This is a genomic window from Methyloprofundus sp., assembly GCF_965251085.1.
GTDB lineage: Bacteria > Pseudomonadota > Gammaproteobacteria > Methylococcales > Methylomonadaceae > Methyloprofundus.
The window spans coordinates 1,256,401-1,278,344 of sequence record NZ_OZ252594.1 but is presented as its reverse complement, the minus strand read 5'-3'; the positions used below and the strand labels follow the sequence as shown (position 1 = coordinate 1,278,344).

Sequence of the window (21,944 nt, the reverse complement as noted above, 5' to 3'; positions counted from 1 at the left end):
ATTTCTTTCCATCTCCCTAATCCTGCATAATAATGTCTTTGGGTACCCCGAGCACTTCAAGTATCGTGGCGATAACCAGTCCGGTTCTATCTTTACCATGGACACAATGAATCAAAGCCGGTAATTCACCAGGTTCTGCCAGGTCACGTATAATCAGTGCTATTTGAGTGCGATAGTCTATGACATAGGTTTCATACGATTCGATCATTAATTTTTCGGTATCGCCCTTATTCAACTGGCCGCGTACTATACGTTTACGCATGACGGCTTCGTCTAGCTCTGCAAATGCAAAAGGGACGGGTACTATCTGAATATTTTGACCGGCCGGCACCTTATCCGGATCTTTCTGTTGCTCATCCTTATTGCGCAGGTCGTAAATACGCTTGAGCTTAAGTTGGGAGAGTATTTCCAGGTCGTGTTTAGTCAGTTTGGAAAGTTGATCGGAACGATACAGCAGTCCTTTTTTGATACGCCGACCATCTGTGGTCGGATAGCCACCAAGATCACGAAAATTACGCGCGCCTGATAAATCAATATGACCAGGATAGGAAGGTGGAGCAGTGGCGCAGCTAGTCAATGACATTGCCAGCATAATAAAAAATACTTTATACGCTGCCGAAAAATGGCCCAAAGTTTTTGTCGCTTTAATCATAAACAAGGTACTCCATCAATAAAAATTAAAATCTACAAACACAGGATAGTTACTAATCTACCCAATGTAATACATTCCTGATAACAGACCATCTGGGTTTTACCGGAACCGCATTTTTACCCAGAATCCAGTAATTATAGAGGCTATCAACTGTTCCATCCGTTTTCTTTAAACTGATCCATGTATTGATAAAGCGGGTAAATTCAGCATTTTGATAAGACATGGGATAGGCTAGTTGTTGCTTGACTAGATCAGGACGCGGCAGTGCGACTGCAAATTTGGGATGTAACAGGGTATAGGCTGCTCCACGCTGAGTAGTCGCCAGAATCGCATCCACACTTGGGGTTTTATCATTGAAAAAATCATCAATATTTTCAATAGGCTGTATTTCAGCCTGAGGAAAATATTGATGCACTAGGTTAGCGTATAAAGGAATATGGGAGTAATCACCAATTCTAGGGGAACCCAGCTTTGCTCTAGCTTCAGCGCTGATAAATTCCTGTCTTCTATAGTCTTTCACTATAAATGCGATAGTATCGCTTAGATACTCATTAGAAAAAGACACTTTTGTGGCTCGATCAATGGTTGTCACTATACCTGCCATCACAATGTCACAATAATTGCTCTCCAGTTGCATAGCTATATTATCATGAGTGACAGGCACAAACTCAAGACTGACTCCGAGATCCTTAGCCAATATATGCGCCATTTCTACATCAAAGCCAACCAGGTCATTATCCGCATTAAAAAAACCAAAAGGCAAATTATTCATTAGGTAGCCTACCCGCAAAAAACCGCGTTGTTTGATCGCTTGTAATTTAGCATGACCAAGGTCTGGAGTCACAGCCACCGACGGAGGTTTTTTATGCACTATGGCTGGCACCGGATCATGCAACAAATGCATTTCGGTAATGATCTGATCCATTTTGTATTCATGACTTATTCCATAGCTAAATAATAATCTGGTAGCACCTATCGTTGCTACTATTAAACAGCTTGTCACAACAGTATAGCGGAAGATTTTCTTCGGATTGAATTTCAGACCGCCTGTTACTGCGCAGGCAACCAGAACGCCCAAAACCAGTGTGTGCATTGCGGCCAGCAGTGTGCCAAAGCGTGAATTTAACACACCGGAAACGATAAATAACTGAAACATATCGCTAGGAATCTGCTGCAGATCCAGCAAAAAGGGAATAGCCACATTAAGGCTGCCGAAAAAGCTTGCCAGTCCCGAGATCATCAACATGGGATAATCTGTCAGGGCAACTGGATCGTCAGTAAACCATGCCGCAAATAAAATAAAACTCATTGCCAGTACTTTTCCGGTCTGAGGAAAATTAAACGATGCAGGGATAGCAGCATCTAAAACGGCATCAGAGCGATCTGTTTCAAGCTTGTATTTATTTAACAGTGCTCTGCTGTTTTCCACCAGCAGTGGCAATACCACTAGCAATGTCGCTGTCATAAAGGCCGTCACCATGGCATCTTTAGTCAAGCTGAGTATATCCCGATATCTAATAGGGGTTAGAGCTGCGACCAGTCCTGGTAAAATCCAGAAAGTAAATAATAAGGACACGGCAATATACAGGATCAGATAAACTTGCAAGCGATCAAATTCTTCGATGTTCATGGTTCCAGCGGCATTGGCAGCAATCGCAAAAATACCCAGTGGCATCAGACTGACCATAAAACCGGTTACTTTTGTTAAGGCCTCTTTAAATACCGAAAAAGTGAGGAGTAAAGGCTCTTTATCTTTAATCCCAATCAGCGCAACACCTAGACAAATACTGAAAACGACGACGGCCGGAACCAGATTATGGGACATGGAGTAAAAGGGATTTGCAGGGATGAAAATTTCATAATAATTAACATCCTCTTTAGCTTCGATCATTGACGCGCTAAAAAAAGAGGCGGTTTCCCATGCAGGAAAAGCCAGCGGCATTAACGCTAGAACGAAAAAAGCTAATGCCCACAAAAGGAGCATGACAGCCGTTCCCTTGATGGCTAATAGCTTTGCATCGACAAAGGTCAGGCTACCAAAGCCAACAATCAATGACAGAGTTACATAAGGGAGTACAGTCATTTGTAGCAGCAGGATAAAAATATCGGCTGGCACTTTAAAAACGGCTGTCATTTCACCAAAAAAAAGGCCGCATAAGATTCCTAGACCCATTCCCAGAAAAATTTTACTGGATAAACTCATCGTTAATTTTTCCCTGTTGAGCAGACTTTAGTCCACCATTACCGCAGCTATAAACATGGACTAATGTCGGCTACAAACATAAAACGGGGCACCTGAAAATATAGGTTCAGAAGGAGATTATTTTTTTACCATGAAGGACATGAAGAAAATGAAGGGGTTAGTTCTTTTCCTTCAATAACTTCATGCTCTTCATGGTGAGAATTTGTCCCGCGTTAAGTAAATAGCCTTAATGTCCGCTCTACCTACCCTTTGCTTATAAACTACGATTTTTTTCAGATACCTGTTGTACTTGCCCCATTAAGCGCTGCATAATCTTTGAGCTATCAACTTTTTCGCCTGTTAACGCCATGGTCAGTAGTTCGCCACCAAGTACCTGTGGTGCAATAACCAGATAAGGATGCACTCTGCGAATACGACTCATATTTTTTACATCGTTGACGGCCGCGACAGTTTTTATCCCACCTTCAAGTTCTTTTGCGGCCAGAACGACAAAAGCGTTTTCGGAATCATCATTCAATAAAGCCAAAATTGCTTTTGCCTCTTCCCCACCCGCTTTTTTAAGCGTATCCACATCACTGCCGTCTCCAATAATTATATCGGCATCTGGGTAGCGAGAATTTTCCGGAGTAGACTGCAGGATAACAGTAACTTGCTCACCACGCGAGATGAGTTCGTGATAAGTATTTGTGGCAAGTGCTGTATGACCGACGATAATATAGTGATTACTGCGTTTCATAGTTTTTTTCCTGTCAGTTATATTTGCTAAACGATTCATGAAAGCCGGAATCAAGGTAGCTCCAAGCGCGACACTAATGACTGTAATGCCCAGAATAATGACTGAAACCAAAAAAACGCGCGCTTCCATCGTGGATGGTGTTATATCACCATAGCCAACTGAGGTTATCGTTACCACCATAAAATATATGGCGTTAGTCAAGTCTGTAATAGGCGGGGAAAATTGGTCACCGAGACGATAAGTCCCTAAAACTGCATAGCCCATAAAAACTACCAGAGACGTCAACGCAAACAGCGTGCCGAATCTAATATTGTGCCTATCAAAACGATGATAATAGGGTAATAGTATCAGTAAAAAACTACTATCAATCATTATCCGCCACCAATGTAATGTTTCTGAAATAGTAGTGAACTGAATTATTAAACCAACAAAGATGACAAGGGCACATGTTGCCCAGGCAAGTCGCGAACGCCCTAATAATCCCAGCGACATAATAAGTAGCAAAGTACCAATAGCCGACTGTGAAACACCCCACATTTTCAAATCAACTAGACCCCAAAGGCTACCAGTAAACAGAATCGATACAAAACTCCAATCCAGAGCTTCTTTGATCAGTGGAGCCAGGTACATTAAGCCGATAAAAGCTGATGCGACAGCAAGTGGTATCTGGGGAAACCAGCTACTTCTGCTAAATGATTTTTTAGCGCGATGAAAAAATGACTGGAGATTACTCAGGCTATACATAGGAAGATCTCATTCATATTAGGCATCTGGAAATAAATAATTGTTCAATATTGGGCAGGACTTTTGTTTGTATTCAAAGCCTGCCGTACTTGATACTGGGGCGTAGAAGGCGGATAAAAAAGCCAGTTGCTTAAGGTGATTTCTGTCAAAGAACATACCAGCTTACTTGTCTTTTTGTCCTTCGTCGTCGTTACGGCTACAGTGACATAGCATAGCTAGCTACGTAACTGTTTGTGCAACACCGAAGACGGACAAAAAGACAAGTCAATTGCTCAAGTTATTTCATGCACGTTCCTTAGCGCTTAATACCTTCTTCTGCCGCCCAGCAAGGCACCGGAAGTTGCACCTATCGCCGCCCCTTTTCCAGCATTACCTGAAATTGCTCCAATCAATGCGCCTTTAGCGGCACCTCTTGCTGCATCGTTTACGACTGTAGGTTGTTGTGCTGCAACAACCGGAACTGGCTGCACTGGCGCTGGCCTTCTACCACCCATTAGTGCGCCTGTAGTGGCTCCTATAGCCGCACCTTTTCCGGCATTCCCTGAAATCGATCCAATCAGTGCACCTTTGGCAGCACCGCTAAGAACATCTGCATTAACAAACTGAGAAGAAAATAAAGATGTCGCTAAAGCCATTATTAGTAATATTTTTTTCATAATGATACCTGTATAAAATATATTAATTAGCTACGAGTACACACACCAAATGCAATATAACCTTCACCATCGAGCGAAGAACTGACTGACATTTGACCACTCTTTTTATCAATGGTCATACTCCAGCCAGAACCTTCCTGTACACCCTGAAGAATTAGATTATTTTTACTGGTATTAACCGCCAGAATGGTGGACGTGCGCGTTTCTCCGGAGATACGAGTCGATTTAATGGTTTTTTTTTCGAGGTTTAATCTTAACAATAGCGGTAAATTAACAAGCTCTACTGACCCTTCGGTACATCCTGCATTTTCACGGCAAAGTGCAGTCTCGGAAATAGCACATATTAATTGATCCTTTTCATTGATCTCTTTTGCAGCAATGCAAAAAGGCAAGCTCAATAATAGCGATATGGCGAATAGTTGTTTATAAATAAGCATAATACCTAAATCCTGCAAGCATTATACATAATAATCCACAAAACTCCTTATTAAACAATGATATAATATCATTTTCCTGATTTCACTATCTCATTGTTTTAATGAAGCCCTCTAAAGTATCAAAATCCTCATCTCACGTAAGAAACCGTACCCGAACGGTAAAAATGACATCTACAGCACATGGATTGACAAGCCAGGCGGGACTGATTCCCGTCGTGAAATATTTAGACAGGATAGGTTTTGAAAAAACCGTAAAACAAAGCGTTCCACATCGGCGGGGTGAAAATGCAGACCATCACTTATCTGATGTGGTTCTATTGACGTTGGTTGGCATGATGGGGGGAGCAACATCAATGGCAAAGGTGACGACCGTATGGGCAGATAGCGTACTGCGCAAAGTAGCTGGCTGGATAAAGATTCCTGTTGAAACCACAATTTTACGGATCTTTAAAGAAGTAAGTGATAGGCAGATAAGCCAGTTTGAAACGCTCACGCATACTTTGCGTGGTCAACACTGGCGGCGATTGCTTCGTTCCGGAAAATCGAAAACTGGCATACAATCCGTCCAGTGGGTCGATGTCGATTCAACTGTGGACACCGTTTGTGGTCGACAAGAAGGAAGTGCCAAAGGCTTCAACCCCAAAAAGAAAGGTGCCCGTTCATACCATCCACAACTCGCTTTTCTAGCGGAAACAAAAGAAATTTTACAAGCCTGGTTCCGGACAGGCAATGCCTTTACAAGCAATGGTGTTGTAGAATTTACCAAACAGTTACTTGCACACTTGCCCAATCGGATGCGCATTATTTTTCGCGGTGACAGTGGTTATTTTGTCGGTGATTTGCTTGAATTTCTCGATACCAGAGGGCATGGGTATCTAATAAAGGTTAAACTTAAGAATTTGAACGCATTGCTGGCCAAACAGGCCTGGACAGCCATACAAGGCCGACCCGGTTGGGAGCAGAGCGAGTTTCAATATCGTTGTGGTGGCTGGTCTCGCTCTCGTCAGTTTGTCGCGGTCAGGATAAAGCAACCTAAACAAGTGACAGGACCTCAGTCCGAGCTTTGGGATACGGCAGAATATGACTATTTTTGTTATGTAACAACTGAACCTCTATCGCCTTGGCAAACACATAAGAAGTATGGTGAACGAGCGACGTGCGAAACATGGATTGAAGAAGCAAAATCACAAATGGGTTTAGGTAAAATCAGAACGAATCAATTTCTGGCTAATGCCGCATTATTTCATTGCGCCGTTCTTGCCTACAATACCGTGCGCTGGATGGCTCAATTGAGTGGCAACAAAACGTTGTGCCAATGGGAGCCGGATACACTTCGTACTTATCTGATTCGGGTGGCTGGAAAATTACTCACAGGCAATAATCAGCTGAGAGTCAGAACACCTGCAGGTCCGCTCTATCCACAGGAATGGGATGATTGGGTTAAGGTGGGGTTACTCGCTTAACATTAACCGAAGTTAAGTCACTTTGATTAAAAGGTCATGGCACGTTGGCAGGGTGTTTATTGCCTTGGGCTCGGGGGATATCCATACGATACAAAAAATTTCCTCTATTTATGATTTAAATCTGGATATTTTGATCGGTTGGACAAAGAGGGCTGGCAAAGCGGCAGTAAAAACCTAATAACCACTTAGCTAGACAGGTTAATGAGAGTCAAAATATGGGCTTGCAGGATTTAGGTAATAATATTCCTGTTAAGTTAATAGTAGGGAAATAGAAGAAAGGTATAAAAAATTTAGCAACATCTACTTTATCAGTTGCTAAGGAGCAAGGATTTAATAATCTCCGGATCTTGACTTGTCCTTTTGCCCGTTTTCCGCGTTGTAACAATAGTTGCGTAGCTTGCTATGCGCCTATTGCTACGCCTTGAAAACGAACAAAAGTTCTGCGTCAAACTTCCGGATATTATTAAATCCTCACTCCTAAACAAAAAAACAGGCCAGAATCCACCACTCGATAAACTCACTGGCGTCAGAGTATAATGATTAAATTATTTTCATCACCTGGCCTCTCACGTATTTGCTGTAGGTGCCTGCAACCTTCTGTAAGTATTTGAACCTGTTCTTTGGTAAAAGACCAGTTGGGATGAATTGTATTGGCAAACGCACCGTTGCTGCTGACAATCTCATCTATCGTAGCTACTGGTAAAATATGTATAAAGATCGCTTTGGCCTCAGGGTTGCCATGTTCAAGGGAAAGAAAAAACTGATATTCTATTTCATCTCCCTCAGCTTCTGGTTGACTGACTGATTCTGACGCACGCCGAACCCAGGCCCCACTTTGTTGTATATTTGATTGCAAATAGATACGTACCCGTTGAAACATTTGCGCCCGGGATGGAAGTAAGATCTCTAGCAATGGAGCCAAAGGTCTAGGAGGTGCGATAATGATGCGCCCACCTTCACTGTTTTTTGCCCAGCTACGTGCCCGATACAGTACCCACACTGCAGTCATGACATCAAATACCTCCCAAACCTTTGGCTCCCTCACCGCTGGGGCGTGTAAAACTCGTTGTTCATCGTGATTAGTAAAATAGTGTAGTCGTATCTCGAACTTGGAAATTAAGCGTCCGGAAGTATATTGTTCAATGACTGCCCATATCCCAAAGATTAAGATGGTATAGGAGATAAGCTTTAAAACTAATTCTAAGAGCGAAAAATCAATATACATGGTAGTTCTTCTGTTTATTATGTTGGGATAAGGAATATTCAAGGCATTACTGCGTAACCCTTCAGATCCCCCTTTGTAAAATGCCTTTTTCTAATAGAACCTCCCCTACCCCTCTTTGATAAGGAGGGGGCTGAATGGTTACACTTTCTGTTATAGCGATATATAAATCGCTTTAATTCTTATGATGACCTATATATTTATTCCATAGAAAAGACAAACCGATAAAAACCAGGGCGATGATGGCAATGATCCAGATATATTCATCCAGATAAGTAATAACCACCGTTGAAATGGCGAGTAAAATACCGAGTAAAGAAAAGTGCCATCCAACTTGAAATCCATCCAGGAACGTTGATAAAGATAGAATCAGCAGAATCATCAGCGAAACAGTTTCGTTCTGAATTTGCCCCGAATGTAAAAAGGCATAGACTATCATCACTGCAATTAAGGTACTGCCCCAATGAAACAGTTGCGTCGTTATTAATTTGGTTTTTTCATGTTTGTCAGCCGCCTGTTGCCAGCCGGAGATAATCGCTGCAATAGCAAAAACCAGAGTCATAACTAACCAATATTTATGGGCATCAGCAGGTGAAAAATTGGTGATTGCCATGCCTAATAGAGCAAGCAGTATTAATGTCACATATATGACTTTATCCATGGTTGACATTTTACTGGATAAAACACTCATTTTTTTCTCCTGAGAAATTGGAATGGGATATTTTCAAAATAGTGCATCAGGAGTGCAATAGATGTTGCTGCCTCTAAAAAAAGCTGAAGCTTTTTTACGCCTGTTTGTTTTGGTGCTTTATTCGATACTCTAAGTTGTTAAGCTACGCACTTTGGCGGGCTAAAGCACCGCCCTACAAGTGTATTTAAGACGTAGGCTGGGATGAAGCTTACGTAATCCCAGCATTGTCATTTTCTGGGTTTCATGCTTCAACACAGCCTACATACTTTAAAAACCATATCACTTCGCCAGCTGCTTTTTAATCTCATCTGCAATTTCCTGGCTCAATTTTGCCAGCAAGCGGCTTTGGGCAGCGACATATGCCTGATAATCAGCTCCATCAGCATTTTCTCGAAGTACCGATTTTTTGGCAATCATAGATTTGTCATCACCTTTACCTGCCACTACCCAGTCTGCATTCAAGGTCACAACACCGCCTAATGACCCATCAAACTCTCGCACATTAACAATCACTTGAAAATCGACAGGTAATAGTATGATTTCCTGACTCAAAGCAACCTGATCTGTGGGTAGCAATATCGCAATATTCTCGCCAATGATCCGTTGTATATCACTTTGAAACTCACCACTCCAACGGTTATATTCATCCACATCCAGGGTATTCGCCCCGGTACGCGTAACAATCTGCGATTGATCCAGCATATCAGGAATAGAGACAGGACCCACCTTGACAACAACACTTTGACTTTTCATGGTTGCTATGGGTATCGGGGCATTCCTATCTACAGCACTTAATATATAACCTAAATCCTGCAAGCATTATACATAATAATCCACAAAACTCCTTATTAAACAATGATATAATATCATTTTCCTGATTTCACTATCTCATTGTTTTAATGAAGCCCTCTAAAGTATCAAAATCCTCATCTCACGTAAGAAACCGTACCCGAACGGTAAAAATGACATCTACAGCACATGGATTGACAAGCCAGGCGGGACTGATTCCCGTCGTGAAATATTTAGACAGGATAGGTTTTGAAAAAACCGTAAAACAAAGCGTTCCACATCGGCGGGGTGAAAATGCAGACCATCACTTATCTGATGTGGTTCTATTGACGTTGGTTGGCATGATGGGGGGAGCAACATCAATGGCAAAGGTGACGACCGTATGGGCAGATAGCGTACTGCGCAAAGTAGCTGGCTGGATAAAGATTCCTGTTGAAACCACAATTTTACGGATCTTTAAAGAAGTAAGTGATAGGCAGATAAGCCAGTTTGAAACGCTCACGCATACTTTGCGTGGTCAACACTGGCGGCGATTGCTTCGTTCCGGAAAATCGAAAACTGGCATACAATCCGTCCAGTGGGTCGATGTCGATTCAACTGTGGACACCGTTTGTGGTCGACAAGAAGGAAGTGCCAAAGGCTTCAACCCCAAAAAGAAAGGTGCCCGTTCATACCATCCACAACTCGCTTTTCTAGCGGAAACAAAAGAAATTTTACAAGCCTGGTTCCGGACAGGCAATGCCTTTACAAGCAATGGTGTTGTAGAATTTACCAAACAGTTACTTGCACACTTGCCCAATCGGATGCGCATTATTTTTCGCGGTGACAGTGGTTATTTTGTCGGTGATTTGCTTGAATTTCTCGATACCAGAGGGCATGGGTATCTAATAAAGGTTAAACTTAAGAATTTGAACGCATTGCTGGCCAAACAGGCCTGGACAGCCATACAAGGCCGACCCGGTTGGGAGCAGAGCGAGTTTCAATATCGTTGTGGTGGCTGGTCTCGCTCTCGTCAGTTTGTCGCGGTCAGGATAAAGCAACCTAAACAAGTGACAGGACCTCAGTCCGAGCTTTGGGATACGGCAGAATATGACTATTTTTGTTATGTAACAACTGAACCTCTATCGCCTTGGCAAACACATAAGAAGTATGGTGAACGAGCGACGTGCGAAACATGGATTGAAGAAGCAAAATCACAAATGGGTTTAGGTAAAATCAGAACGAATCAATTTCTGGCTAATGCCGCATTATTTCATTGCGCCGTTCTTGCCTACAATACCGTGCGCTGGATGGCTCAATTGAGTGGCAACAAAACGTTGTGCCAATGGGAGCCGGATACACTTCGTACTTATCTGATTCGGGTGGCTGGAAAATTACTCACAGGCAATAATCAGCTGAGAGTCAGAACACCTGCAGATCCGCTCTATCCACAGGAATGGGATGATTGGGTTAAGGTGGGGTTACTCGCTTAACATTAACCGAAGTTAAGTCACTTTGATTAAAAGGTCATGGCACGTTGGCAGGGTGTTTATTGCCTTGGGCTCGGGGGATATCCATACGATACAAAAAATTTCCTCTATTTATGATTTAAATCTGGATATTTTGATCGGTTGGACAAAGAGGGCTGGCAAAGCGGCAGTAAAAACCTAATAACCACTTAGCTAGACAGGTTAATGAGAGTCAAAATATGGGCTTGCAGGATTTAGGTATAAAACTTAGCATCGGGAGAGCTACCACAGCCCGCAAATAACAGTGTGGTTGCAATCAGCGATAAAGATAAAATAGTTTGTTTATTCACAATAAGTCTCCTTTATTTTCCTTGAATGAGTGATTCTGGATGTCTTTCCAGATAATCAGCCAGGGTTTTGATAGATCGTGCTGCTTTGGTAAATTCGCGTAAAGCCATTTGCAAATCCTGTTGCAGCGGTGAATCATTTTTCAAGGTATCCTGAATAGTTACCAACGTACTTTCAGCTCGCTTCAAAGTTCCAGATAATTCAGGCTCCAGATTATGATTCAGCTTATAGCTCAGTTCTTTTACCTGAGTCATCATATCATCCACTTTTTGCAGAATACTGCTTAAATGCAGTTTAAGCCCTGACATAGTGCCCGGTTCTGTAGGGAATTCGGTGAGCTCGGTACTCCAGTCGATAACAAATGGCTTTGCATCAGGAAAAAAATCCAGTGCCACATACAAACTTCCTGTCAATAAGCTTCCCGACTGCAATTGCCCTCTAAGCCCCTGTTTTACAAAATAGTCAGTGCGATTTTCACGATTAGTAGCAAACTTCCTCACAGCTTCATCATTACCTTTCACCACAATTCTGCCATAATCAAGAGTGATTTTTACCGGAACGGTAATTTTTTTATTGACAGCATCATACGATAATTGAATATCAGTGACTTCACCGACCTGTAAACCTCTGAAATCAACAGGCGCTCCAACAGATAGGCCACGTACAGACTCAGAAAAAATAAGCACATATTGCTTGCCAATTTTGTATTCTTTTTTTAGCGCGGCTTTACGATCTTTATAGAGTTCAAATTCGCTGTTATTTTCCGCGATAGTAACCTCTGTCGTCAGGTCACTGGATTCAAATGCAATCCCGCCAATTAAGATGGAAATCAAAGATTCGGTTTCTAGTTCAACACCATCAGAAGTCAACGAAACTTCAACACCACTGGCATTCCAGAACTTGGTCGTTTTATTAACCCATTTGTCAAAGGGTGCCTTGATAAAAATTTTTACAGTAACTGACTCACCATCATCATCGAGCTTGACATCTTCGACGCTACCCACACTAAATTTTCGATAATAAATCGGCACATCTCTTTCTATTGAGCCTAGATCCTTGGTATGCAATATAAAATGCTTGCCTGGTATTTTTCCAGTGATCACCGGTGGAATTTCCAGCCCTTTAAATTTTCTTGTTTTCTTACCTTCCGAACTGGGATCAATACCCACATAAGCGCCTGACAACAAAGTATCTAAACCCGATACTCCACTGGCATTAATACGCGCTCTAACAACCCAGAAACGGGTTTTATTGTAAAGATAGGATTTTGCATCGTTAACCATTTCAGCCTGGACAATAACCTCGTCTGTTTTATGATTTATACTGATACTTTTAACAACGCCAATCTCAACATTTTTATATTTTACTTTTGTTTTTCCCGCTTCCAGCCCATCCGCCGTCTTGAAAGTAATGGTAATTATTGGCCCCATTTCAGACCAGGCTTTATAACCTATCCATGCGCCAATTAAAATAGCCACCAAGGGGACTAGCCAGACGATAGAAAATTTCGACCGGGGCTGTATATTGCTTTCCGGTAAATTGTTCATAGTTTCATTTTGTACCGGTTCACTCATTTACTTTTCTCCATATTATCCCAGATTAAACGAGGATCAAAAGCCTTAGGGAGATGGAAAGAAATAATCATCCAGAACAACCAGGAGAAATGGTCAAAAACCATTTCTCCAACGATGGCATTCGGTCAACAAACTGATAATACGTCTTCATTGCTTTTTTACCTACCTTTACTCCTGTTTCATATATTTTTTCTGTTAATTTAACAATAGGTGCTTTGCCATTGTAGGTCATACTTTTGGCAAATTTTAAAGTTGTTTCAACTGTATCCATTATGTCGCCACTAATATGATTTTCATAGGCTCCCCATACTCGTTCAATTGGGTTATATTTACTATGATAAGGAGGGTAGTAGGCCAGTTTTATCTTTATGTTGCTTTTTTCAGCAAACTCCACAAGCCTTTTTATAAACTGAGTTCTGGAGCTACTGTTCTCCATACCATTGTCAGCGTGTGTGTCAGAATATCTACTCCATATTTTTCTTGAATTTCTGGCCAAATTTCTTCCAATCGGTCAACGATGAAATCACTGCTGGCATAGCCTGCTGTAAAGAAAAGGAAAAAATCATCATGTTCAGGCAGATAAAAACCAAAAGGAGTTAACTTTTCCTTAACATCTAAATCATGATCCTCTGCTTTTGTTAAAACCCGATTTCGTCCTCCCCGTGAAAAATTTCCTATATTCATTCTTGCTTTGGCATCAATTGATATACGAATCTCTTTTGGGTTGATATCTGCCATTCCATTGACTGAATGAACTTGTTCAAAAATTGCATCCGTTTCCTTGATTTTCTTATGAGGCTTTGTTTTTTGTACCTTTTTTGGATGGTAACTCAGGTCATTTAATTTTGTATTGATAGTTTTTGAGCAAGGTAATGTTTTTTCATCGTAATAATCAATCTCCAGTAAACGTTTTCTAACTTCTTTAGCCGTTAGCCGGGTATATAATCGACAGGAATTAAAAGAGGGATCCGTTTGACACTCCGGTTCAGCAATTTTTTTTATGTCATCAAGTAGATGAGGAAAATGCTCTTCACTTTTATTACGCCCTCTCGCTGAAAAATTATCTTCTATGGGCTGAGTTTCAAGTTCATATTGTCCTTTTCGGATAGTGCCTCTATTCCATCCTAGTTTTTCTTCAGCAATACTTGCACCACCTGAGCCTAGTAGCTCCACCGTTTCAGCCATGAATATACGACGTACCGAGCCTTTTAAACGATGGGCTGTATTTATAATCCAACCTATAATGCTATCTGTTAATATCAACAAGCTTATCTGCCTAGTGTGAGAATAAATTCAGAATTCATTATTATAAATTATTGAGACACAAGCTTACTTCGTTTGGATGATTATTTCTTTCCATCTCCCTTAGCGGCTAAAATAGTTAATACCACTACGGCACCAAAGGCAACCGCTCCCACACCGACTTCTATCACAATCAGCCCTTCAATTTGAATCATCGCAGCCATTAATGAATCGACATAAATATCCACCATCGACCAGCGACCAATAAACTCAGTCAGACGATACAGTTGCGTTCGTTCCTTAGGTCGCCATTGTGACTTAAAATGTACCGTTATTAGTAGCAAATACAAGATGATTAATTTAATAGTGGGCACACAGATACTGGCAATAAAAAGAATAATCGCCAGCGGCAGATCCCCTGTTGTTGCCAGATACATAACCAATGTCATTCACTTAAATACAAAAATAACAAAAAAAAATAAAGTGATTAAAACTCATAAGCTTAAGCAACACTTTCCTCAGTTACTTTTTGCCTTGACTATATCCATCTAATCTGCCAACATAAGCATGGATAATTTAATTTTTGCAGGCAGGCAACATAATGACAACAGCTATTACCCAACCACTTACACTTTCTGCTCGTTATTTTTCTAAAAAAGAACTCGCCTACGTTCAGCAAACCGTTAACACGTTCCCCAACTTAAGCCTGACCGAACTTGCCGAAACGCTATGCGAACATTTGCACTGGGTCACGGCAAAAAAACGCAATAAAATTAATGCCTGCCTAAGCGCCTTAGCTAAGCTGGAAAAATTGGGCTATATCAGCTTACCGGTAAAACGCGTTCAAAAGAAACGCGAATCAAAACCGATCATCTGGACATCACAATCGGTTCCTGGTGTACCTATTGAATGTGAGCTCAGTTCCTTGGGGCCTATAGAATTAGAGGTTGTCACAGATAAGGCGGATGTCGCGCTTTGGAATGAGCTCGTTGATCGGCATCATTACCTGGGTTATCGTCATCCTATCGGTGCGGCCTTAAAATACTTTATCATCTCCAATACACCGACACGACAAATCCTGGGTTGCCTGCAGTTTTCAGCCTCTGTCTGGCACCTGGCTGACCGTGATCACTGGATTGGCTGGCAAACGAAAGATAGGGAGCAACGCTTAAACCTGATCATTAATAACACCCGTTTTTTGATTTTACCCTGGGTCAAAGTCAAAAATTTAGCCAGTCACGCCTTGTCTATCGTGACTCGTCAAATTGCAGATGATTGGGATAAAACGCACGCTTACCGTCCCGTCTTGATTGAAACCTTTGTGGACACCACGCAATACCACGGCACCTGTTATCTCGCTGCTAATTGGTCACATATCGGTGAAACCAGTGGCAAAGACTGGCAAAAAGCGACGGATAATAAAGAGGGCACCATTAAGAAGTTGTTTGTTTTTCCGCTTAATCCACACTTTAGAGCCGTATTGAAAAATGAACCTGTCAGCCAAAAAAAATCGATCATTGATGACGACTTTTTAAACTTATGGGGCAAGGTTGTCAATATCATCTCTGAGGTGGCTCTTGCCTACGATGCCACCTGGCAAAAACGCAAACGGGTGATAGACTCATTATTACTGGTTTTTCTTATTTTTCGCCTGGTTTTTTCAAAAAACACACAGAGCTATGGCACCACCATTACCGAATTCTGGCACAATTGCCATCGGATGAAGTTTCCCTTGCCCCAAAAACAAGCCATTTCAGCCTCATCCTTTACCGAGGCACGTAAAAAACTGAATGAATCCATTTTTATCGAGTTGAACCAGCGCATTATCCAGGCCTGTCCTGAGAAAACATCAGAACGCTGGTTGGGACATCGCCTGTTTGGAGTGGATGGTAGCAAGATCAATCTGCCCCGAGAATTAATCAAAGCAGGTTATGCCACACCACAACAAAACAGCCATTACCCACAAGGCCTGCTCAGTTGCTGCTATCAACTTAAATCAAAAATCCCCTATGATTTTGATCTGGTCAGTCATGGCAATGAACGCAAGTGTGCTTTGGCGCATTTACAAACACTAGAGCCAAATGACGTTTGCGTCTATGATCGCGGTTATTTTTCTTACGCCTCTTTATCCCAGCACATTCAAGCGGGCGTACACCCTGTTTTTAGAATGAAAAGACAAGCAGGGAAAGCGATTGATGCATTTATCGACAGTGATAAAATAGATGAAATCATCACTCTGATGCCAACAAAAGCGCGTCAGAGAGAGATCAAAAAAGAATTTCCTCAGATGATCTTTGTACCGTTAAAGATACGTCTCATCAAATATGTCATTGATGGCACGAGTTATTGCATTGGCACCACGCTGATGGATAAGCAATACACCATTGATTCGTTGAAATCGGTCTATCATGATCGCTGGGGCATTGAGGAGCTTTATAAAGTGAGCAAAAAGCTAGTTGAGGTTGATGATTTTCATGGACGCAGTGAGCGCACGGTCAAACAAGAACTGTACGCTCACTTTGTGTTGATCACCATGAGTCGACTCTGCGCGAGTGCCTCTGAGCATTTACTGGCGAGTTTGCTGAATCTTCCTGTCGATGAAGAATCAGAGGCAGAGCAAACCATTCAGGTGAACTTTAAAAATACATTAACGACCGTAGCCCGACATCTTGAGGAGATTTTGTATGCACCCAGTATATACATCAATCAAGTGATGACTGAGTTGGTTTGTTCAATTTCACGTTACTATCACAAGAAAAGGAAGGGGCGTCATTACGCAAGAGAATCGAAACAGTCAGCACAGCAATGGAATACGCGGAGAAATAGCGCTTGATTTTTTAACATAAGAATGTGGGTTGGGTTGAAGTTTATCTGATTCTTAACCGAATAGGAGTGTTTCTTAAACGAATGACATTGGATACATAACCCCACTGATAATGGTATCACCTTCGGTCTTGCCCATACTAGTAACCACCATCACGGGTAATAAATTAGCAGGAATATATAAAACAGTCGCTGCAATCACTAGCGCCGTACAACGCGTTAAACTGTCTGGTTTTCTCCAATGTATATCAGCCTTGCATCGAGGGCAGGCAGATTCCTGCTCAGGGCTTACTGTCTGTATTAAATGGCAATTATGACAATTGGTTAATTGCACATCTGACTTGTATTGCTGCCTATCCCTACCCTTAGTATCGGGGCTAATCAATTCCCAAAGCAGTTCTTTATCCACGTCATTCAAAATCGCAGCAATAACAATCATCAACAATGCAAAAGACCATAAGGCAATGCTTGGAGCCACTGTTGCCATGGCAGATAGCTTGACTATTGAAACCAGGATACCCAGCATCAGCACTTCTAACATGCTCCATGACGTAATAATGCGGACTACACGATAACACTGCGGCGCAAACGGAGGAATTCGATTGAAATTAAGAGGTAGCAGAATATACAACAAACCCGTTAATTGAATTAACGGGGCGCCGATAGTGGTTAGAAAGACCAGTCCGGCAATAAATACCATTTCATGAGTAAACAGGTATTTTACGCAGCCAAATAAGGTGACTGCCATTTCATGGCCTTCCGCATCAACCTTTATAATTGGAAAAGCATTGGAGATGGCCAATAAGACCAGTGCAGTAACCACTAATGCGAGCGTATGCTCAATACTTTTCTCTGGTTTAACTCGCTCCCGCTTGCGTAATGTTGCATCACAACGGCAACATTTGACCGCGCCTTCTTCGGGCATATGGCTTATTTGTTGTAATAAACCACAATCGTGACACGTAGTGACTGGAATATATTGAGTCATAAAATATACAAACGGTTAATGAGCCTAAATTGTACCAATATAAAGGAATGTGCAAGGTAATAACTTGAATATTCCGGGGCGCGGATCTTTAGTCCGCTTTTTGAAAATGCAGGCTAAAGACCTGCTCCCCGAAAGATAATGTAAACGTGTGTTACCCATTTTCCTAAACCACATGGAATAATATGTACTTTATCAAGAGGCTCTGATATTCCCGGCAATGGCAAGCAGTGCAACACCATCAAACAGAAAACTTATGCCAATCAACAAACCGACTAGCCATGTTGAACTTAATGGCCAGCCGACTAAGACTATTACACCTAATAATAATGATAGTATGCCATTCAACAACATAAAAACCCAGCCCTTCGACGGTTTGATTTCAACTGCCAAGGCAATACCCGCAAAACCATCCATTAAAAAATACATGGCCAGAATAAGCCCCAGGGTAGAAATAACCACAGCGGGATGAAACAAAATTAACAATGCCAGCAGCAACAGGATAAAGGGCTTAAACCACAGCATTAAAGTCTGAACTTTGCAGACATAGGCAGAATAAGCTAACGCAATTGCGCTGAGGAAAAATAAACTACTGATAAAAAAATTCAGTGTCAAACTGATAACACTGGGAAACACGATACCAATAATACCAATAACAATCATCGCGATACCTGTAGGCTTCGCACTTTGATTAAATTTTTCCAGACTTTGCTGGTCTAGACTTAAAAATATACTCATTTTGTTTCCTTATTAAAAAGTAAAATTATTAACGAACCTATACGCTCTCACGTAGAGCGGACTTTAGTCCGCAATTACAGCAACCCGGTTACGTAATAAATTCATTATTCCCAGATTCTTTAATTACCTTCTTACTTTCATGCTCTGCATAAGAATGACGGGCATTTATTCCACCATTTTACTGTATTGTTGGGCTAGCTTTGATGGATAAAGATTGTTTTTATATTGTTGATTTCACAATAAACTTTACCCTTCTATTCATTCGCCCAACACGGTGCTGCATTAGTTCTAGCGGACTAAAGTCCGCTCTCAACATATTGTCCATCATTAAATATCAGAACTTACTCAGAAAACATCTCTGGAAGCAATAGATAGCTGGCAATAAAAAAGCACACCCCTCCCTGAAAAGTAAACACCGCAGACAACCAGCTAAAAGTAGCAGAACTATCTCCCGGAGGGACTCCCAGACTATACAATGCAGAAACCATAAAGCCTGTCGAACCCAGTAAATTTAAAGTAGTAATCCACCATTCAATCTTTCCTGGCTGCCAGCCCCAATAATCATGACATGCTTCCATAAAGGCTAAACGACTGGCGATCAAAAAGCAGATACAACCAATAATATTGGGCGTCCAGATCAATAAATTCTGTTGTACCCAGTCTAATTCACCGATCAAAGCATTCCCGGTATTGAAATTAAACATCACTGCACCTATTAATTGTGCCAGGCTTGCCATATAGCCTATGCGCTTTGGCTGCCAGGCCAACCATTGAAAGGCATGGATCCTCTCTTCATCTGCATATAAGCCATCACTATCACCCGAATTTATCGCCTCCAGCAATTGGCAATAGGCAGCTGCGGTAAAAAATAGTGAACCAATAAAGAAAACCCAGTCCACAGTGATGCCAGTCGTTAATACTTTGAAGGTATGTGCAGGAAAGCTAATAGCAAAGCCCCCCACACTAAAAATTCCAGAGCCGATAATAAACAATACCGCAACCCACCAGGTCAAACGCGTGGGAACCCAAAAATGCAACCACGGATATTTATGTTTTGCAGGGATAGCTGTAACACCCTCAGGTGTAACAATGAGCGGGCCTCGCCCTTTGCGATGACGCCGTGAAGTGACAATCTTTTGCCCACCTTCAGCCAAGGTATGAACAGCTTTGGTGATATAGCCAGGACCGGAAAAACTAATTTTTATATGTGTATCTGTCATAAACAATTAATAATGGACTGTGTTATCTTCTATATCGTAAGCTGGGTTAGATTATCAAGCGTAGCGTAGATAACGTAACCCAGAATTTCCATATGAATCAGCAAGTCGTAGTTAATTGTTGGGTTACGTTTTTTTACTTTGTAAAAAATCTAACCCAACGCCTTATCTTATTGAAATTAAATGCATAAATACTTAAGTAAGCAGTATTAGCCCCTGCCCCTGTTTTAATAGGCATTAAAAGCATTTGATGATTATTTTGTTGTCGAAGTAGCCCAGGTAATCCTATCCATCAACTTACCCAGACTCAGGCTCGAACCTCTGGCGGGAGGAAATTCTTTCAAGGTTGCCAGTTGCTTGCCAACATAGCCTTGAGCTGGCACCATCAAGTACATGCGGTCCGCCCACCATTTTGTGTACATTGAAGATTGACTATCGAAGCGTTCATAGGGATCACGTCGCAGGTTAGTGATCAGTGGCCAGCTTGGGGTTTTATGCCAAGCCGTAGGCAAATTGCCCCACATCTCGGTAAATGTAATCTTCCACTCGCCGACCCGTATAGCGTTAAGATCACCGTCGCCACTGAAGTAAAAGATCTCATTCCTCTTGCCTGGGCCTTTGCCGGTCAGTACGTCCATCTGATTATAGCCATCAAGATGTGCCTTAAAGGTCTTGCCATCAGCCTTAACACCGCCTTTCTTCAACTTAGCCTGAATATCGGTATCTTTACCTGCTGCAGCAGCAAGCAAGGTGGGCATCCAGTCCTCTTGCGAAAAAATATCATTAATGATCGTGCCTGGCTTGATCTTACCCGGCCAGCGCACCAGTTGTGGCACACGAAAGCCGCCTTCGCTAGTCAGGCCTTTCTCTCCTTTAAAAGGGTGATTACCGCCTTGTGGCCAGGTGAATATCTCGGCACCATTATCCGTAGACCATATCACGATGGTATTATCAGCGATGCCTAGTTCATCAAGCTTGTCGAGTAAAGCTCCAGTAACATCATCCAGCTCGGACATGCCATCAGCAAAGATGCCATTACCGGTTTTATTCTTGTATTTTTCAGATAAATGAATCCAGACATGGTTGCGGGTTGAAACATGCCATAGGAAGAAGGGTTCATCTTTCTTTGAAGCTTTATTCTTCTTCACTGCTCGCTCCATAAAATCGAGCGAACGCGCCAGCAAGTCTTCCTCAATGGTTCTCATGCGTTTGATCGTTAGTGGTCCGGTATCCTTACATTTCTGCTTACCGACCACGCCCCAGCGCGGCTCATCAGTCTTGTCAAATTTATTATTTGCAACACAATCCATAACGCCACGCGGACCATAGGTTGCGCGAAATTTTGGGTCTTTCGGGTAATCTGCATTCTCAGGCTCTTCTTCGGCATTCAGATGGTACAAGTTGCCGTAGAATTCATCCATCCCGTGTACAGTGGGCAGATATTCGTTACGATCGCCTAAATGATTTTTACCAAATTGGCCGGTGATATAGCCATAGGGCTTGAGTAATTCAACAATGGTAGGATCTTGTGCCCGAACACCATGTTTAGCACCGGGCATACCAATGGTTAGCAGCCCTGTACGGAAAGGGTTCTGCCCCAACATAAACGCAGCACGCCCAGCAGTACAGGACTGCTGAGCATACATGTCTGTAAACAAGGCACCTTCTTGAGCGATCCGGTCAATATTCGGCGTTCTGCCGCCCATCAAGCCGCGGTGATAGGCGCTGATATTATCCTGTCCAATGTCATCACCCCAGATCACCAGGATATTTGGTTTTTTCTCCTTTGCGTAACTTGTGCCGACAGACAGACAAAGCCCGAATAGCAGCAATACAAAGAACAATTTGGTTTTGCTTAGCATTGTTTTATCCTCATTTATTTTTCCAGGTTTAAAATAGTTTAATCAGTCTAGTCTTGTTCCCAAGCTCTGCTTGGGAATAAGTGGAGCAGCAGCTCTGCTGTATGTTACTTCAGT

General features: G+C 42.1%; 18 protein-coding genes. 3 read left to right on the top strand and 15 right to left on the bottom strand.

Annotated elements, in window-relative coordinates; translation table 11 throughout:
- Positions 1–16: 16 nt before the first annotated feature.
- From ACQY3F_RS05840 to ACQY3F_RS05820, 5 genes are all read right to left on the bottom strand, one after another.
- Positions 17–652 carry a tyrosine-protein phosphatase gene (locus ACQY3F_RS05840; RefSeq protein WP_428353977.1) on the bottom strand — a complete coding sequence of 212 codons (636 nt, stop codon included), beginning with the start codon at positions 650–652 and terminating at the stop codon, positions 17–19.
- 52 nt (positions 653–704) lie between these two features.
- Positions 705–2,855, bottom strand: a complete 2,151-nt coding sequence (locus ACQY3F_RS05835; RefSeq protein ID WP_428353976.1) for a cation:dicarboxylate symporter family transporter — start codon at positions 2,853–2,855, stop codon at positions 705–707.
- 253 nt (positions 2,856–3,108) lie between these two features.
- Positions 3,109–4,335, bottom strand: a complete 1,227-nt coding sequence (locus ACQY3F_RS05830; protein WP_428353975.1) for an NAD-binding protein — start codon at positions 4,333–4,335, stop codon at positions 3,109–3,111.
- 302 nt (positions 4,336–4,637) lie between these two features.
- Positions 4,638–4,991, bottom strand: coding sequence for a glycine zipper family protein (locus ACQY3F_RS05825; RefSeq protein ID WP_428353974.1), 354 nt, complete (start codon positions 4,989–4,991; stop codon positions 4,638–4,640).
- Between the two features lie 26 nt (positions 4,992–5,017).
- The gene (locus ACQY3F_RS05820; RefSeq protein WP_428353973.1) at positions 5,018–5,428 is read right to left on the bottom strand and encodes a hypothetical protein; all 411 of its coding nucleotides are present in this window, start codon (positions 5,426–5,428) and stop codon (positions 5,018–5,020) included.
- A gap of 101 nt (positions 5,429–5,529) precedes the next feature.
- Between ACQY3F_RS05820 and ACQY3F_RS05815 the strand changes: the two genes are divergently transcribed.
- Positions 5,530–6,891, top strand: a complete 1,362-nt coding sequence (locus ACQY3F_RS05815; RefSeq protein ID WP_428352976.1) for an IS1380 family transposase — start codon at positions 5,530–5,532, stop codon at positions 6,889–6,891.
- Positions 6,892–7,417: 526 nt separating this feature from the next.
- Here the strand turns inward: ACQY3F_RS05815 and ACQY3F_RS05810 are convergent.
- The 3 genes from ACQY3F_RS05810 to ACQY3F_RS05800 all read right to left on the bottom strand — a co-directional run bounded on the left by ACQY3F_RS05810 (position 7,418) and on the right by ACQY3F_RS05800 (position 9,557).
- Complete coding sequence (locus ACQY3F_RS05810) at positions 7,418–8,116, bottom strand: hypothetical protein (protein ID WP_428353972.1); 699 nt, start codon at positions 8,114–8,116, stop codon at positions 7,418–7,420.
- A gap of 172 nt (positions 8,117–8,288) precedes the next feature.
- Positions 8,289–8,804: a hypothetical protein gene (locus ACQY3F_RS05805; RefSeq protein WP_428353971.1), complete on the bottom strand. Its 516-nt coding sequence runs from the start codon at positions 8,802–8,804 to the stop codon at positions 8,289–8,291.
- A gap of 279 nt (positions 8,805–9,083) precedes the next feature.
- Positions 9,084–9,557 (bottom strand): PqiC family protein, encoded by a 474-nt coding sequence (locus ACQY3F_RS05800; protein WP_428353970.1) that lies wholly within the window; start codon positions 9,555–9,557, stop codon positions 9,084–9,086.
- A gap of 146 nt (positions 9,558–9,703) precedes the next feature.
- Here ACQY3F_RS05800 and ACQY3F_RS05795 point away from each other — a divergent pair, with 146 nt between their 5' ends.
- Positions 9,704–11,065, top strand: coding sequence for an IS1380 family transposase (locus ACQY3F_RS05795; RefSeq protein WP_428352972.1), 1,362 nt, complete (start codon positions 9,704–9,706; stop codon positions 11,063–11,065).
- Between the two features lie 338 nt (positions 11,066–11,403).
- Here ACQY3F_RS05795 and ACQY3F_RS05790 read toward each other — a convergent pair whose 3' ends face one another.
- From ACQY3F_RS05790 to ACQY3F_RS05780, 3 genes are all read right to left on the bottom strand, one after another.
- Positions 11,404–12,963, bottom strand: a complete 1,560-nt coding sequence (locus tag ACQY3F_RS05790) for an intermembrane transport protein PqiB (RefSeq protein WP_428353969.1) — start codon at positions 12,961–12,963, stop codon at positions 11,404–11,406.
- Between the two features lie 67 nt (positions 12,964–13,030).
- Positions 13,031–14,226 (bottom strand): ISAzo13 family transposase gene (locus ACQY3F_RS05785; RefSeq protein WP_428352995.1). Its coding sequence is split into 2 segments (ribosomal slippage): positions 13,031–13,419 and positions 13,419–14,226, totalling 1,197 coding nucleotides; the frame shifts between segments, so codons are not numbered across the junction.
- 83 nt (positions 14,227–14,309) lie between these two features.
- Positions 14,310–14,654, bottom strand: a complete 345-nt coding sequence (locus ACQY3F_RS05780) for a paraquat-inducible protein A (RefSeq protein WP_428353968.1) — start codon at positions 14,652–14,654, stop codon at positions 14,310–14,312.
- A 152-nt stretch (positions 14,655–14,806) separates the two neighbouring features.
- Here ACQY3F_RS05780 and ACQY3F_RS05775 point away from each other — a divergent pair, with 152 nt between their 5' ends.
- Complete coding sequence (locus ACQY3F_RS05775) at positions 14,807–17,038, top strand: IS4 family transposase (RefSeq protein ID WP_428353915.1); 2,232 nt, start codon at positions 14,807–14,809, stop codon at positions 17,036–17,038.
- Positions 17,039–17,104: 66 nt separating this feature from the next.
- Here ACQY3F_RS05775 and ACQY3F_RS05770 read toward each other — a convergent pair whose 3' ends face one another.
- The 4 genes from ACQY3F_RS05770 to ACQY3F_RS05755 form a co-directional block, all read right to left on the bottom strand.
- Entirely contained in the window at positions 17,105–18,016 is a 912-nt protein-coding gene (locus tag ACQY3F_RS05770; RefSeq protein WP_428353967.1) for a paraquat-inducible protein A, read from the bottom strand.
- A gap of 192 nt (positions 18,017–18,208) precedes the next feature.
- On the bottom strand, positions 18,209–18,751 hold the full coding sequence (locus ACQY3F_RS05765; protein ID WP_428353966.1) for a DUF308 domain-containing protein: 543 nt from the start codon (positions 18,749–18,751) through the stop codon (positions 18,209–18,211).
- A gap of 341 nt (positions 18,752–19,092) precedes the next feature.
- The gene (locus ACQY3F_RS05760) at positions 19,093–19,971 is read right to left on the bottom strand and encodes a hypothetical protein (protein ID WP_428353965.1); all 879 of its coding nucleotides are present in this window, start codon (positions 19,969–19,971) and stop codon (positions 19,093–19,095) included.
- Positions 19,972–20,222: 251 nt separating this feature from the next.
- Positions 20,223–21,830 (bottom strand): arylsulfatase, encoded by a 1,608-nt coding sequence (locus ACQY3F_RS05755; RefSeq protein WP_428353964.1) that lies wholly within the window; start codon positions 21,828–21,830, stop codon positions 20,223–20,225.
- Between the last annotated feature and the right edge of the window lie 114 nt (positions 21,831–21,944).